The organism is Sphaerisporangium flaviroseum, assembly GCF_039537005.1.
GTDB lineage: Bacteria > Actinomycetota > Actinomycetes > Streptosporangiales > Streptosporangiaceae > Sphaerisporangium > Sphaerisporangium flaviroseum.
In genome coordinates, this window is record NZ_BAAAZR010000008.1 from 417,027 (window position 1) to 432,482 (window position 15,456).

A 15,456-nucleotide genomic window follows, 5' to 3' on the forward strand; every position below is an offset into this window, starting at 1 on the left:
ACAGATGGGATATTTGCCCATGAAAGTGGCAGCTGTCTTACTCGGACTGCTCTTCGTGCTCGTTGGAGTGCCCGCGCATGCGGAGACCGGCGCCCATACTTACCCGGACAGGTTTTCGCTGCCCGACGGATTCCAGCCTGAAGGGATAGCGATCGGGCCAGGGCCTGTGGCCTATTTCGGCTCACGCGCGACCGGGGCGATCTACCAGGCGAACCTCCGCACTGGCGAAGGCCGGATCATCAACCCCGGGCCGGGCACTCCGTCGCTGGGCATGAAGACCGACTCCCGTGGGCGCCTCTTCGTCGCCGGCGGCTCGGGTGGCAACGCTCGGGTGATCGACACCCGGACCGGCGAGGTGCTCGCCACCTACCCGCTCGTCACCGGCACCTCCTTCGTGAACGACGTGGTGCTCACGGCGGGAGCCGCGTGGTTCACCGATTCGGCCAACCCCGCCCTGTACAAGCTGCCACTCGGAGTCGCGGGAACGCTGCCGAAGGAGGCCGTACGGGTGCCGCTGAGCGGGGACATCGCGTACGCCACCGGTACGAACGCCAACGGCATCGCGCCGACACCGGACCACAAGGCCTTGCTCGTCGTCCAGTCCAACGCCGGCAAGTTGTTCCGGGTGAACCCGTCGACCGGCGCGGCGACGCTGGTGGACCTGGGAGGTGAGGTCCTGACCAACGGCGATGGCCTGCTGCTGGAAGGGCGCACGCTCTACGTCGTCCAGAACCGGCTCAACACCGTGGCGGTCTTCCGGCTGAGCCGGGACGGCACTTCGGGAGAGCTCTTGCGGAAACTGACCGACCCGCGCTTCGACGTCCCGACCACCGTCGCGGCGTTCCACGGCCGGCTCTACCTCCCCAACGCCCGCTTCACCACGCCCCCCACCCCGACCACGCCGTACGACGTGGTGGCGATCCGCCGCCACTGAGCCAAGGCTCGGACGAACTGTCGCCTCACGGGGCTACGCCGGTGACGCAGGATCGAGCGCGCCGCTGGCGAGCCCCATGGCGACCGACACCGCGGCCAACACCCCGGAACCGTTCACCTCTCTCAACTCGGCCTCGAAAGCGAAAAGCCTCCGGAAGGCCTCGCCGTACCGCCGCTGCTCGTCCAGGGGCAGCCGGGGCACCTGGGAGCGCCTTGGTTCGAACCGTGTCAGGCCTGACTGGGTGCCGCCCGTCGACACCGACAAGGTCCGCACGAAGCCGGTGAGGAAGTATGGATCGAGACGGTCCGGATCGGGCCTGAGAAGGGTGAGTCGTGGGCCGAGGATCAGGCCGGTATCCTCCACCACCTCGGCCGCGACCTCCCGATCGCGCGTCGCGACGACCACGTCACCCGGCTGGATCACGATCCTGTTCGCGGGCTGCGTGCGCGCCACGACAGGCCCTCCCGTGAACAGAAGTCCGGCTTCGAGTACCCGCTCACCCGAACCGTCGATGTCGTACCGGCCGGCCTGGTGGATCGTGAGCGCTCCGGTCCGTTCCAGCTCGGAGAGGGGGACCATCGGCATCTCGCGGGCCCTGCCCGGGAGCGCCTCGGGGACGAGCGTCAAGAGGCGTTCGAGGCGGCGGACGAACTGGTCGCGGATGGATGGATAGTCGCCTCCCGCCTCGTCCGCCACGCTCACGTGCCGTGCCGGGGTCACGTCGATGTCCTCGTCGATCAGTTCGATGATCGGGACGGTGCGGCTCACGCCGGGTCGGTCCATGTCACCATCGGGATCGGCCTGGAATTCTCGCCAGTGTTCGACGATGGTGCCGAATGTGGCCGGTTCGGCCTCCGACATCAGCACGCGCGAAGGGGTACGGCTGTCGCCCGTGGGCTTGCGCAGAACCCAGACGTGCACGGGAAGACCGGTGCCCGACGCCATCTTCGGCGGGAGCCCGATCACGGCCTGGATGACGCCGCGGCGGAGCAGGTTGCTGCGGATCCGCCGACCGGACCGGCGGTTGGCGGCGATGGCGGGCATCAGCATGACCGCGATACCGCCGGGGTTCAGGTGAGCGAGCGCGTGCTGGACCCAGGCAAGCTCCGACTCCGACTTGGGCGGCAGGCCGTACTCCCAGCGCGGGTCGCTCGTCAGCCCGTCGTATCCCCAGTTGCGCTCGTTGAACGGGGGGTGGCACACCACGGCGTCCACGGTCACGCCCGGCCAGGCGTCCTGGCGGAGGGAGTCACCGGTCTTGACCACGCCGTCGATCTCGGCCAGCGAGAGGCGCGCCTGCGCCAGCCGGGCGAGCGCGCCTTCGCTCTCCTGCCCGTACGCGCGCTCCGCCCCGCTCGTCGCGGCCAGGAGTATCCCCAGCCCGCAGGCGGGATCCAGCACCGTCCGGACGTCTGGGCCGGCCAGCTTGACCATGAAGTCCGCCACCTCGGCAGGCGTCTCCGCCAGCCGGCGTGAATGAACGTCGGCGAAGCGGTCCAGCAGAAACCGGATCGCCTCGATGGCGCCCTGCTCTTCGGCGTACTGCTCGATGAGCTTCCACGTGGGCCGGGGGACCAGCCACGGCTTGCCATGGCCACGCAGCAGCTCGGTCGCCTCGGCTACCACCTCGCCGAGCCGGATCTCATCGGTGGCCGCCCTGATCTGCTGCCAGACCCGCTCTTGCAAGGGCAGTTCCTCGACCTTGCCCTGGCCGAGCAGCCACGCCTCGACGTCCTTGAGGGAGAAGGTCGGGCTGGTCGCCGTGCCGCCGACGGGCTCGGGAAAGTCCTCATGCCGCCGCCGCCAGTTACTGACGGCAGCACGACCGACACCTGCCATGCGTGCGATGTCAGCCGAGGTGATGGTCGCCTCTTCTCCGCTGATCGCCGGCCTCCTGGTCTGCCATTCCGACGCGTTCCCGCGTCGACACGTCTTGTGTGAGTGCAAACCTAGTCTAGGACGCCGAAGGAGGCGGGTTCAGCGCCCGTAACACGTGTACGGGGTTCACGCTGCGGCCTGCGAACACGACATGCCATCCACCGGCGGAGGCATCGAGATCCAGCCCACCGGATCATCGTCCTGTACTTCCACTGAGGTGCTCAGGAGGTCTCGGCGACGGACCAGCGTCCACGGGCGGTGGCTTGTGCTCAGTTCTGATCGGACGGGTCGCTGGAGGGGGCGGCATCGGAGGAGTCTTCGGGCTCGGGGGAGTGGCGGCCGCGCTTGCGGGATCCGCGGTGCCAGCTCGCGAGGGCCTCCTTGGAGACCCGCTTGCGGTGCAGGTGGGCGTCGCGGGCGTACTCCTTCAGCTCCTTCACCTCGGCGGCCAGCTCTGCGGCGTTCGGCGCCCAGGCCAGTCCTTTCTCAAGCTCCTCCCGAGCGGAGGTGAGGAGTCGCTCGGCCTCGGCGACGTCGTCCCGGCCCATGGCCTCGGCGGCCTGCCGCTTGGCGTCCTGGGCGTCCTGAAAGAGACGCTCCGCCCGCACGACGAGGTCCGGCGTACGGCTCGCGGCCTCATCCCCAGCGGCGACGTTCACCGTGACCGGAACGGTGACGCTGTACGTCGTCAGCGTCTCGGTCTCCACGTAGGTGAAGACGAGCCGCGCGACGGTGGCCGGGCCGAGGGAGGCAATGCCGGGGAGGATCAGCCGGAGCAGCGCCTTGCGTGTCTCGCCCGCGTAGAGATCACCGAGCTCGGTCATGATCGACCCGTCTGGCAGCCGATGCCCGGGCAACCCGCCGTAGACGATCAGCTGTGTGTCCGGGACGAGAGGGGTGACGGTCAGCGAAGCCGCCTGAGCCGCCTTGGCAAGGACGCCGCTGACCTCGTCGGCGATGAGCCGTCCCGCCGTGTCCGGGTCCTCGGCGTGCAGGGCGCTGCCGGCTCCTCCATCGGCGATGGCGGCCATGAGAGCCTCGTCGTAGTCGAGGCCATATCCCAGGGTCGTGGTGGAGATGCCCTGCCGCTGGGCGGCCATGGCCACCACAGCGAGCCGCGCCGGGTTGGTGATGCCCATGTTGGCGTGCCCGTCGGAGATCAGTAGGAGTGTCGCGCCGCGGCCGGCCGCGCTCCGGTGGGCCTCCTGGATGCCGCGTAGCAGACCACTCGACAGATCCGTGGACCCGCCGGGCCGGAGCGCGGCGACCCTTTCCTTGGCTGCGGCCTTGCCGGTCAGCGGGCCGGTGGCAACCTCAACCCTGGCGGTGTCGTCGAAGCTGACCAGGCCGAAGTTGTCGGTGGGGTCCAGCCGGTCGATCAGCGTGAACAGTGCGCGCTGCGCGCCTTGGAGGCGGTCGCCACTCATGGAGCCGCTGCGGTCGAGGACGACCTGAAGGGTGGCGGGGGACCGCTTGCCGGAGCCTGCCGGAGGCGGGGCGGTCATCTGTACCAGGATCGTGACTTCGTCTTCTTGGTCCAACGGGACCACGTCGAGATCCAGGTAGGCGGTGACGTGCATGGCACATGTCCTGTCGGTGTCCGGGTCCCGCTGGGGACCACGTGGTTTCACGGCGAGGTGATGGGGGGCCGGCCGCGGTGGGCCGGAACGTCAGGACAGGGCGACGGTGACGCCGTCGGAGAAGACGGAGTCGTGGAGTTCCACCGCCCTGAGCTGGAAACCCTTCGGCACGTCGAAGAGGAGGATGCCGCGTACGGAGTTGCCGGGGTTGATGTTGTTGAGGAAGGCGTTGGAGTCGTCGAGTGCGAGTGCAGCGGCTCCCGTGGCCGCGTCGTACTGACGGTCCTCGGTGTCGAGAAGCTTCTGGCCGGAGTCGGTGAAGAGCTGAGCCTCGTCGCCGATGTTCTTCACAGTGAGGTGGATGAGCACGTACTGCCCCTGCGCCTTCGAGATGGTGAAACCCTCACCGACCTGGGACAGGCCCTTCTCGACCTTGGTGACCCTGAAGGCGAACCTGCCATCCTTGACGACGTCACCGATGCCGGGCGATTTTGGCTTGGCTTGCTCCTGCTTCTTCCCCTTCTCCGTGTTCTTCGCGGACGTCGAGGCGGTGGTGTCGCTGCGACCGCCGTCGGACGACGCATCGTCCGAACCCCCTCCGCTGATGAGGGTGCCGAGGATTATCAGCCCGGCCATCACAGCGGCGCCGACGAGGAACGCCCGCAGACAGCCGCCGCCATGCTTTCGCACGATGACGGTCTGCGGGTACGGCTGCGCGTAGCCGTACTGCGGTGGACCGTCGGGCGGTTGGTTTCCGTGCATGACGAAACTCCTGGTGAAGGGAATCAGGTGATCAGGTGGTCGGCGGGCCGCACACGGGAGACGTGCGGGCAGGAAGTGACGGCGAACAGGGGTTCACGCGCATGTCGACCATGCGTGGTGGTTCCGCGGTGCGGTCGGGTGCCGTCGCGATCTTCGCGACCGATGACAGGAGCTGGAACGCTCCAGAGTCATCTGTCGTGCGTCACGGCGGCTTCCATCAATCTGACGTACGCACCTAGTGAATCATATGTGAATCGAGTGCACAAGTGTTATGGCTATCGCCGCTTGGGAGGCGTATGTCCTGATCGTTCATCCGGACCTGCGCCCGCGTCAAGATCGCCGGCCTCTCGTGGCGCGTTCCGAGATGCTCCGGCGGGCTGTGCGTTGCCCCGGGGTGACCGCTACCGGAGTGGCCGTCCGCCGGAGGGGTGGAACCCGAGCTCGGCGGACAGCTCCTGGGCGACGGTCAGTGTCAGCCGTCCCGCGTCGTCGAGCCGGCTTCCAAGACGGCCTTTCGGCGCCGAAACGTTGATCGCGGCGACAATGGCGCCCCTGAAGTCCCGTACCGGCGCCGAGACGCCGACCAGCCCCTCCTCGAACTCTTCGTTGACCGCGGCGTAACCACGCCTGCGGATGCCCGCGATCTCGGCCAGCAGATCGTCGGCGGCCCGTGCGCGTGGCCCGGCCGGCAGGGTGCCGGCCTCCGCCAGCAGCGAGCGCAGCGCCTGGGGCTCCCAGTCCGACACCAGCACCCGCCCCGCGGAGGTCATCGGCGCCGGCACGGTCACCCCTTCCCACCCGAGACCGCGGAAGGCGTGCGAAGGCGACACTGAGCGCAAGGTCAGCACCGCCGAGCCGCGTAGCACGCAAAGATGGGTGGTCTCGTTGAGCGCACCCACCATGCGGCGAAGGTAGGGCGTGGCGATCTGGACCAGCCGGGTCTCCCCGCCACGCGCCGCGAGAGCGTAGAGCCGCCAACCGAGGCGGTATTCGAGGGTCTCGCCGTCGCGCTCCGCCATGCCCTCGGCCTCCAGCGCCTTGAGCGCGCGGGACATCTGGCTCTTCTCGCGGCCGAGGATCTCGGCGATCCGGCTCACTCCCAGCCCGCCCTGTGGGTCGGCGTTGGCCAGCAACTCGAGGATCTCCAGGTCCCTTCGCAGCCCCGCGGAGGGGGCTTGGGTCCGTGAGCTGCGCAAACGATCTGGTTCACTCGATGCGGGAGGTGCCATGGGAGGCAGGCTAGCCGCTGGCCGTCTATTCGACCATGGATAATCGCTTGCATTCACCGCAACTAGTATTGCACTCACAAGAACTCCGTCCTACCGTTCCGTTACCAACGACCGGGAGGAGGAGCTTGTGAGCCTCAGCGAATACATCGCCTCTCGATGGGATCTGCTGACCCAGGCGGCGCTTGAGCACGCGGTCGTCGTCGCCATCTCGCTGGTCATCGCGACGATCATCGGGGTCGGGATCGGAATGCTGACCTACCGGAGCCCACGCTGGGCGGCGTTCGCCATCGGCACGTCCGGCGGGTTCCTGACGATCCCCTCGTTCGCGTTGCTGGGCCTGCTCATCCCGTTCCTCGGCCTCGGCTGGGGACCGTCGGTGGTCGCGCTCGTCCTCTACTCCCTGCTCCCGATCGTGCGGAACACCGTCGTCGGCCTGAAGGGCGTCGATCCCGCGATCGTGGAGGCGGGGCGCGGCGTCGGGATGAGCGCCTCCGGAGTGATGACCCGGGTGCAGCTCCCGCTGGCCTGGCCGGTGATCCTCACCGGCATCCGGGTCTCGACCCAGATGATCATCGGTATCGCGGCCATCGCCGCCTACGTCGCGGGTCCCGGCCTGGGCAACCAGATCTTCGACGGGCTCTCCCGGCTCGGCTCGGTCAACGCGCTCAACTCCGCGCTCGCCGGCACCCTCGGCGTGGTCGTCCTGGCCCTCCTCTTCGACCTCTTCTATGTCGTCATCCGTCGCCTCACCACCGCGAGGGGTCTCCGTGTTTGACACCACTTCCAGCGGCGCACGCATCGAGCTGGACGGGCTCACGAAGCGCTACCCCGGCCAGGCCGATCCCGCGGTCGACAACGTCACGCTCGACATTCCCGCGGGGGAGCTGGTCGTCCTCGTCGGCCCCTCCGGCTGCGGCAAGACGACGACCATGAAAATGATCAACCGGCTGATCGAACCGACCTCGGGCGCGATCCGCATCGGTGGCACCGATGTGCTGGCCATGCGCCCGGACGAGCTGCGCCGCCATATCGGCTACGTCATCCAGCAGATCGGCCTCTTCCCGCACCTGACGATCGCCGAGAACGTCGGGCTCGTACCTGGGCTGCTCAAGTGGAGCAAGGACAAGATCGCCCGCCGGGTGGACGAGTTGCTGGACCTGGTGGGGCTCGACCCCGCGGCGTTCCGCGGCCGTTTCCCCCGGCAGCTTTCCGGCGGACAGCAACAGCGGATCGGGGTGGCGAGGGCACTTGCCGCCGACCCGCCGGTCATGCTGATGGACGAGCCTTTCGGAGCCACCGACCCGATCACCCGGGAGCGGCTGCAGAACGAGTTCCTCAGGCTCCAGCGGGAGCTCAAGAAGACGATCATCTTTGTCACGCACGACTTCGAGGAAGCCATCAAGCTGGGTGACCGCATCGCGGTCCTGCGGGAGAGCTCCAGGATCGCGCAGTACGACACCCCGGCGCGCATCCTCGCGGCCCCCGCGGACGACTACGTCGCGGGGTTCATCGGAACCGACGCCACGCTGAAACGGCTCGCCCTGATCCCGGTCTCCCTTCTCTCCCGGTCCACGAGCACGGGCACGACCACAGGCACGAGCGCGGCCGCGACCGACGGCCTTCCCCAGATAGCGGGGAGCGCGACGCTGCGCCAGGCGCTGGACGCGATGGTCGCCCACGGCCGTCAGGAGATCGCGGTCGACGGGAAAGTGGTGACGTTCGCCCAGATCTGCGCGTCGGTCACCGGCGAGCAGGCCGGCCTCACCGGGGAGCAGGCCGGCGCCGCCGGGGAATGGCCGGTGTCCGGTGTCCGGTGAAACGCGGACGGCGTCCGCTCCCCCCTTGGCCATCTCCTCTCCGGGCGCCACGGCGGCCGAGCCCGGCGGCCGGCGGCGGCCGGTGCTCCGGTACCTCGGCACCCCGCTCGCGCTCGCGGCCGTCCTGCTCGTCCTCTACCTGTGGGTGTCGGGCCTGGCCCTCGACAGCATCGAGCAGCGGACCCTGAACTGGGAGTACATCCACACCCGGGTCCTGGAACATCTCCGGCTCACGGCGGTCGCGACGCTTCTCGTCGTCATCATCGCGATCCCCGTCGGGATACTCCTCTCCCGGCCGGGAGCGCGGTGGCTCAGCCCGGTCGTGCTCGGCCTCGCCAACCTCGGCCAGGCGACTCCGGCGATCGGCCTGCTCGCGCTGCTGACGATCCAGTTCGGCATCGGATTCACGATCGCGCTGGTGGGCCTGATCGCGTACGCGGTGCTTCCGGTGCTCCGGAACACGATCATCGGCATCCAGCAGGTGGACCCGGCGCTGATCGAGGCCGCACGCGGCATGGGCATGACCCGCGGTCAGGTGCTACGGCGGGTCGAGATCAAGCTGGCGGTGCCGGTGATCCTCGCAGGTCTGCGCACCGCGCTCGTGATGGCGGTGGGCGTGGCCACGCTGGCGACCTTCGTGAACGCGGGCGGCCTGGGCGACATCATCGTCAACGGCATCAAGCTGCAGCGAACTCCGGTGCTGGTCACCGGTGGCGTCCTGACCGCGGTCATCGCGTTCTTCGTGGACTGGCTCGGCAGCGTCACCGAGAATGCCCTGCGCCCCAGAGGCATCTGACCCAAGACATCCGCACAACCCCCCTGATCCCCCTGGAAGGCTCACCATGCACACACCCACCCGGCGCACGATCCTGGCCGGGATCGCGGCGATCACCGCGGTCACGGCACTCGCCGGATGCGGCGGCGGCACGTCCGCGTCCGCGTCCGAGCAGGGCAGCCTCGGCCAGGAACTGAAGGACGCCAAATTCATCGTCGGCTCCAAGGACTTCTCCGAGTCGATCATCCTCGGCCAGATCACCATGGAGATGCTGCGCGCGCACGGCGCGGAGGTCGTCGACAAGACGAACATCAAGGGCTCGACCAACACGCGCACCGCCCTGACGTCGAGCCAGATCGACATGTACTGGGAGTACACCGGCACGGGCTGGGTCACCTACCTCAAGCAGACCAAGCCGCTTGCGGACCCCGAGCAGCAGTACGCCGCGGTCGCCAAGGACGACCTGGCGCAGAACAAGGTCTTCTGGGGGACCAGAGCTCCGCTCAACAACACCTACGCCTTCGCCATCCGCAAGGAGAAGGCGGCCGAGCTCGGCGTCACCAAGCTCTCCGACCTGGCCGGACTGGTGAAGTCCAAGCCGGCCGAGGCGACGTTCTGCATCGAGAGTGAGTTCTCCACCCGGGACGACGGCTGGCCCGGCGTGGCCGCCGCGTACGGGCTCGACGTGCCCAAGGACAACGTCAAGTCCGTCGACACGGGCCTGATCTACACCGAGACGAAGAAGGGTTCCACCTGCAACTTCGGCGAGGTCTTCGCGACCGACGGCCGTATCGCCTCCCTCGGCCTCACCGTGCTGGAGGACGACGAGCATTTCTTCCCCGTCTACAACGCGGCCCTGACCATGCGCCAGGAGACCAACGCCAAGTACCCGCAGGTTGAGACGATCATGGCCCCGGTGGCACAGAAGCTCACCGACCAGGTGATGCAGAGCCTGAACGCCAAGGTCGACGCCGATGGTCTCGAGCCGCGGACGGTCGCCCACGACTGGCTCGCCGAGCAGGGCCTCATCAAGAAGTAGCCAGAGCCTCATCAAGTGAAGTGCCCAGGGCCTGATCAAGTGAAGCGTCAGGGTCTCATCGAGAGAAGCGGCAGGTGCTGATCAAGTGAACATCGGGGAGAGCTTCATCGGCGACGGGGCCGAAGCGGCGCACGTCAACACGGTCATCGGCCACCGGGACGGCCCCGCCGGCACGGCGTGGGCCACCGCCCTCGCCACCCCCTCGGCCGGCCACGTGCCGTTCGTCGCCGTGTTGCGGCCGGGCCTGCCCGCCAAGCCGATGACGCTCTTCGTCAACAAGGCGGCCGTGGACTCCGAAACCCACGCCGACCTGACGTGGGGCGCCGCACAGGCAGGCGTGGCCGCCGGCGTCATGGACGCGGTGGCCGAGGGGGTCATCCCGCCGGCCGAGGTCGACGATCTCGTAATCGTCGCCGCGGTGTGGGTCAATCCCAAGGCCGCCGACGCCGACACCGTCTACGCCAACAACCGGGAGGCGACTCATGCCGCGCTGCGCGCGGGCGCGAGCCGTACACCCTCGCTCGACGAGGTGCTGGCCGCCCGGCACGCGCCGGCCAACCCCTTCTACACGGCTTCGGGGAGCATGTGAAGATCACCGAGATCCGCCTGGACCGGATGCGGTTACCACTGGACCCGCCGTTCAACGCGGCCTGGGATCCCGTGCCCCGCACCTGGTTCGACGCGACCCTGGTCACCGTGGAGACCGACGAGGGCATCACCGGCTACGGGTCGGGCGACACGATGGACGGTTTCGCGGCCTACGAGCACCTGTTCGTGGGCCGTGACCCCCTCGCGATCGTCAACCACGTCAAGACGCTGGAGACCGTGAACTTCCACGCGGGACGTTACTGGCCGCTGGAGGCGGCGCTCTGGGACATCTTCGGCAAGGTGTGCGGCCAGCCGGTGGCCACGCTGTTCGGCGGCGCCGCACGCCGGTTGCCCGCCTACGCGTCGTTCGGCGAGCTCAAACCGCCGGGTGCCCGGGTGGAGGCCGCGCTCGCCGCCAAAGAGGCGGGCTTCAAGGCCATGAAGATCCGTATCGCCCGCGAGCGGACCGGTGAGGGGGTCGCCGCGGTACGGGCCACCCGCGAGGCCGTCGGCGACGACATCGAGATCATGGTGGACCTCAACCAGCTCTGGCGGATGGCCGGTGACATCGACGCGGCGCTCGACCTCGCCTCCGTGCGGCGGCTCGCTGAGGAGCTGTCCGAACTCGGCGTGCTCTGGCTGGAGGAGCCGCTTCCCCAGTACGACATCCCGGGCATGCGCATGGTCCGCGCCCAGACCGGCATCCGGGTGGCGGGCGGCGAGATGGTACGCACGATGCCCGAGCTGCTGCACCTGCTCGAATCGGACGCGCTGGATGTGTACCAGCCGGACGTGGTGCTGTCGGTCGGCATGCTGCGCGCCCGTACGGTGGCGGAGCTCGCCTTCTCCAAGCACCGCTGGTTCACGCCCCACACGTGGAGCAACGGCCTTGGCGTGCTCGCCAACCTGCACGTCGTCGCCGGCGTGGGTGGCGGGCCGTACGTCGAGTTCCCCTATGACCCGCCGGGGTGGACCCCGCAGCGCCGTGACTTCTTTCTCACGCGCTCGCTGGAGGTCGACGCGGACGGTTACCTGAACGTGCCCGACGCTCCGGGACTCGGCGTCGGGATCGACCACGACGCGGTACGCCGCTGGTCCCTGACCTGAGTCGCATGAGGATGCTTCCAGAAGAGGATGGACATGTCCGGACAGTGGCATGAGAGTGCGGCGACGATCGCGCCGCGAACCGAGTTGTTCATCGGCGGCGCGTTCACCGGCGCCGCCGATGGAGCCACCTTCACCACGGTGAGCCCGCGTGACGGTACGGTCATCGCCGAGGTGTCCGCGGCGGGGGCCCACGACGTGGACCGGGCCGTGGCGGCCGCCAGGACGGCCTTCGACGACGGCGGGTGGGCGAACGCCGCGCCCCGCCACCGGAAGGCCGTGCTGCTGCGTCTCGCCGAGCTGATCAGGGAGAACCTGGAGGAGCTCGCGCTGCTGGAGACGCTCGACGTCGGCAAGCCGATCGGCGAGTCACTACGGGTCGATGTGCCGAGCGCCGCCGGCTGCTTCCAGTGGTACGCCGAAGCGCTCGACAAGACCTACGACGAGATCGCGCCCACCTCCAGAGACACACTCGCGATGATCACCCGGGAACCGCTGGGCGTGGTCGGTGCGGTCGTACCGTGGAACTATCCGCTCATCATCACCTCGTGGAAGATCGCTCCCGCGCTGGCCATGGGCAACTCGGTCGTGCTCAAGCCGGCCGAGCAATCGTCGCTGTCGGCGCTGCGCCTCGCCGAACTGGCCGCCGAGGCGGGCGTCCCCGACGGCGTGCTGAACGTCGTGCCGGGGCTCGGGCCGGTAGCCGGAGCCGCGCTCGGCCGCCACCCCGACATCGACAAGATCGCCTTCACGGGGTCCACCGAGGTCGGCCGCCGCTTCCTCGCCTACTCGGCGGAGTCCAACGGCAAGCAGGTCTCCCTCGAGCTCGGCGGCAAGTCCCCGCAGCTCGTGCTCGCCGACGCCGAGGACCTGCCCGCGGTCGCGTCCGCGATCGCCTGGGGGATCTTCTACAACGCGGGGCAGACCTGCAACGCCGGATCCCGCCTCGTGGTGGACGCCCGGATCCACGACGAACTGCTGGCCGAAGTCGTCAAGGTCGCCGAGGGCATCACCGTCGGCGACCCGCTCGACCCCGCCACCGAGATGGGCGCCATCGTCGACGCCGCCCAGCTCGACCGCGTGCTCGGCTACCTCGACATCGGCCGTGGCGAAGGAGCCGAGGTCGTCACCGGCGGCGGGCGGATCAGGCAGGAGTCCGGCGGCTACTTCGTCGCCCCGACCATCCTGGACGGCGTGCGCAACGACGGCCGGGTCGGCCAGGAGGAGATCTTCGGCCCGGTGCTGTCCACCATCACCTTCACCGGCGAGGAGGAGGGCGTCCGCCTGGCCAACGAGTCGAGGTACGGCCTCGCGGCCGCCGTCTGGACGTCGCGGCTCTCCACCGCGCACCGCGTCGCCCGCTCCCTGCGCGCCGGCACCGTATGGGTCAACACCTTCGACGCCAGCGACGTGATGACCCCCTTCGGCGGCTTCAAAGACTCCGGGCACGGCCGCGACAAGTCCCTGCACGCGCTCGACGCCTACTCGGCTCTCAAGACGACTTGGATCAACCTGTGAAGATCGGATTCATCGGCCTCGGCAACATGGGCGGCCCGATGAGCCGCAATCTGCTCGCCGCCGGCCACGACGTGGCGGTGCACGACCTACGGCAGGAGACGGCCGCGGAACTGGTGAGCCTGGGCGCGACCTGGCGGGCGACCCCCCGGGCGACCGGGGCGGACCGCGAGGTGGTGATCACCATGCTCCCCACGCCTCGGCACGTGGAGTCAGTGCTGCTCGGCGGCCCGGACGGCCTCCTCGACGGCCTCGTGCCCGGCGCCGTCTGGATCGACATGTCGACCAGCGTCCCGGACGACAAGGTCCGCGCGGCCGCCGTCGCGCACGGCGTACACGTACTGGACGCGCCGGTCTCCGGGATGGCCAAGGGCGCCCGCGCCGGAACGCTCCAGATCTTCGCCGGCGGCGATGAGGCCGTATTCGACCGGGTACGCCCGGTCCTGGACGTCATGGGCGACCCGGAACGCGTCCTGCACGTCGGCCCGAACGGCGCGGGGTACGCGGTCAAACTCATGATCAACCTGCTCTGGTTCGCCCACCTGGTCGCGACCACCGAGGTGCTCACGGTCGGCGTCAAGGCAGGCGTCGACCTGGACGTCCTGCGCCGCGCGCTGATCGCGAGCCCCGCGAACAGCAACTTCCTGGAGAGCGACGTGCTGTCGGTCCTGCGCGACGGGGACTACGACGAGTCGTTCGCGATCGCCCTCGCCTGCAAGGATCTCGGGCTGGCCGTCGACCTCGCCCGCGCCACGGGCGTACCCGTCGAGCTTTCCGCCGTCGTCGAGCAGGTGTACCGCCGCGCCCGCGCCGCCTACGGCGACCTGGCGGGCGAGATGACCCCCGTCAAGCTGTGGGAAGACCTCACCGGCACCCCTCTGCGACTGAAGGAGACGGCATGAACCTGAACCTCACCCCGATGCCGGCCGCCCACCTCGCCGAGGGCGCGGCCGGAACGCTCGGCGTGCTGGCCCGGGAGGCCGGCGCCGAGCGCGTGCTGATCGTCACCGACCCCGGCATCGCGGCCACCCTCGTCCTGGACACGGTGCGGAACGCGCTGTCCGGCCTGGAGACCGCCGTGTACGCCGGCGTGCACGCCAACCCCACCACCCAGGACATCGCCGTAGGCGCCGACATCGCCGAGCAGGCGGCCTCACAGCTGATCATCGCGCTCGGCGGAGGCTCGGCCATGGACGCGGCCAAGGGGATCGCGGTCGCGGCGGTGAACCCGCAACGCGGCCGCGACCTGGACTACCGCACCAGCTTCGCCGTTCCCGCACTGCCGATCATCGCGGTCCCGACGACGGCGGGAACCGGCGCGGAGACCAACGCCTTCGGTGTGATCACCGACGTGGAGACCCACCGCAAGTTCTATGTCGGCCACGCCACCTCGCTGCCCCGCGCGGCCGTACTCGACCCCGAACTGACCATCGGCCTCCCCAAGGGCCCGACGGCAGCCACCGGGATGGACGCGCTCACCCACGCGCTGGAGTCGTTCTCGTCCATCCGGGCGAACCCCTGGTCGGACGGGATCGCGCTGCAAGTCATCAGGATGGTCTCCCGGCACCTGCCCCAGGCGTACGACGACGGCGGCGACCTGCAGGCGCGCGCCCAGATGCTGCTCGCCGCGCACATGGCCGGGGTCGGCATGGCCGCCACCGGCCTCGGCATTTGCCACGGGATCGGGCACCCGCTCGGGGGCCGGTTCGACATCGCGCACGGGGTCGCGCTGACCATGCTGCTCCCGCACGTGCTCAGGTTCAACCTTCCCGTACGGCTCGCCCGCACCGCCCATGTCGCCTTCGCGCTGGGGGTCGGCGACACCGCCAGGACGGACGAGTGGAACGCGGACGCCGCCATCGACGCGGTCGCCGCGCTCGGCGCCCGGGTCGGCCTCACCGGCCGCCTGGCCGACCACGGCATCTCCGAGATGGACTTCGCGCTGCTCGCCCGGGACGCGCTCGACGACGAGGTGATGGCGAACACGCCGCGCCCGCCCAGCGCGGACGACGTCCACGCCATCCTCACCGCCGCCCACTGACCAGGAGCGCACATGTCCCACACAGTCCCGGCGGACGTACCGCGCGGCGTGTTCATCGGCGGCTCCTGGTCCGAGGCGGCATCCGGGCCCTCGTCTGAGGCGTCCGGCCAGGGGTTGGAAGCCGAGGGGGCGTCCGGTCCTCGGTCCGTGGGGGTGTCCGGACCTGGCTCTGAGGCGGTGTCCGGCGCTTGCTC

Annotated in this window: 14 protein-coding genes; 10 read left to right on the forward strand and 4 right to left on the reverse strand. The window is 69.4% G+C overall.

Going from position 1 to position 15,456, the window contains the following annotated elements:
- The first annotated feature begins 19 nt into the window (after positions 1-19).
- Positions 20-934, forward strand: a complete 915-nt coding sequence (locus ABD810_RS18260; RefSeq protein WP_344941105.1) for a superoxide dismutase — start codon at positions 20-22, stop codon at positions 932-934.
- Between the two features lie 33 nt (positions 935-967).
- Here ABD810_RS18260 and ABD810_RS18265 read toward each other — a convergent pair whose 3' ends face one another.
- The 4 genes from ABD810_RS18265 to ABD810_RS18280 form a co-directional block, all read right to left on the reverse strand.
- Positions 968-2,773: an N-6 DNA methylase gene (locus tag ABD810_RS18265; RefSeq protein ID WP_344941107.1), complete on the reverse strand. Its 1,806-nt coding sequence runs from the start codon at positions 2,771-2,773 to the stop codon at positions 968-970.
- Positions 2,774-3,081: 308 nt separating this feature from the next.
- Complete coding sequence (locus ABD810_RS18270) at positions 3,082-4,392, reverse strand: vWA domain-containing protein (RefSeq protein WP_344941110.1); 1,311 nt, start codon at positions 4,390-4,392, stop codon at positions 3,082-3,084.
- Between the two features lie 90 nt (positions 4,393-4,482).
- A complete protein-coding gene (locus ABD810_RS18275; protein ID WP_344941113.1) occupies positions 4,483-5,154 on the reverse strand; it encodes a DUF4352 domain-containing protein in 672 nt (223 codons plus the stop codon).
- Positions 5,155-5,555: 401 nt separating this feature from the next.
- The gene (locus ABD810_RS18280) at positions 5,556-6,350 is read right to left on the reverse strand and encodes an IclR family transcriptional regulator (protein WP_344941116.1); all 795 of its coding nucleotides are present in this window, start codon (positions 6,348-6,350) and stop codon (positions 5,556-5,558) included.
- Positions 6,351-6,510: 160 nt separating this feature from the next.
- On the opposite strand from ABD810_RS18280, the gene ABD810_RS18285 reads away from it, so the two are divergent.
- The 9 genes from ABD810_RS18285 to ABD810_RS18325 all read left to right on the forward strand — a co-directional run bounded on the left by ABD810_RS18285 (position 6,511) and on the right by ABD810_RS18325 (position 15,262).
- Positions 6,511-7,158, forward strand: a complete 648-nt coding sequence (locus ABD810_RS18285; protein ID WP_425566912.1) for an ABC transporter permease — start codon at positions 6,511-6,513, stop codon at positions 7,156-7,158.
- A complete protein-coding gene (locus ABD810_RS18290; RefSeq protein WP_344941118.1) occupies positions 7,151-8,200 on the forward strand; it encodes an ABC transporter ATP-binding protein in 1,050 nt (349 codons plus the stop codon). The genes ABD810_RS18285 and ABD810_RS18290 overlap by 8 nt, the downstream gene beginning before the upstream one ends.
- Positions 8,190-8,996 carry an ABC transporter permease gene (locus ABD810_RS18295; RefSeq protein ID WP_344941121.1) on the forward strand — a complete coding sequence of 269 codons (807 nt, stop codon included), beginning with the start codon at positions 8,190-8,192 and terminating at the stop codon, positions 8,994-8,996. Before ABD810_RS18290 ends, ABD810_RS18295 begins: the two co-directional genes overlap by 11 nt.
- Positions 8,997-9,042: 46 nt before the next feature.
- A complete protein-coding gene (locus ABD810_RS18300; protein WP_344941124.1) occupies positions 9,043-10,014 on the forward strand; it encodes a glycine betaine ABC transporter substrate-binding protein in 972 nt (323 codons plus the stop codon).
- 85 nt (positions 10,015-10,099) lie between these two features.
- Entirely contained in the window at positions 10,100-10,603 is a 504-nt protein-coding gene (fae, locus tag ABD810_RS18305) for a formaldehyde-activating enzyme (RefSeq protein ID WP_344941127.1), read from the forward strand.
- Entirely contained in the window at positions 10,600-11,709 is a 1,110-nt protein-coding gene (locus tag ABD810_RS18310; RefSeq protein WP_344941130.1) for a mandelate racemase/muconate lactonizing enzyme family protein, read from the forward strand. Before fae ends, ABD810_RS18310 begins: the two co-directional genes overlap by 4 nt.
- Before the next feature lie 33 nt (positions 11,710-11,742).
- Positions 11,743-13,224, forward strand: coding sequence for an aldehyde dehydrogenase (locus ABD810_RS18315; protein ID WP_344941132.1), 1,482 nt, complete (start codon positions 11,743-11,745; stop codon positions 13,222-13,224).
- Positions 13,221-14,123, forward strand: coding sequence for an NAD(P)-dependent oxidoreductase (locus tag ABD810_RS18320; protein ID WP_344941135.1), 903 nt, complete (start codon positions 13,221-13,223; stop codon positions 14,121-14,123). The genes ABD810_RS18315 and ABD810_RS18320 overlap by 4 nt, the downstream gene beginning before the upstream one ends.
- Positions 14,120-15,262 (forward strand): iron-containing alcohol dehydrogenase, encoded by a 1,143-nt coding sequence (locus tag ABD810_RS18325; RefSeq protein ID WP_344941138.1) that lies wholly within the window; start codon positions 14,120-14,122, stop codon positions 15,260-15,262. Before ABD810_RS18320 ends, ABD810_RS18325 begins: the two co-directional genes overlap by 4 nt.
- Positions 15,263-15,456: the final 194 nt, after the last annotated feature.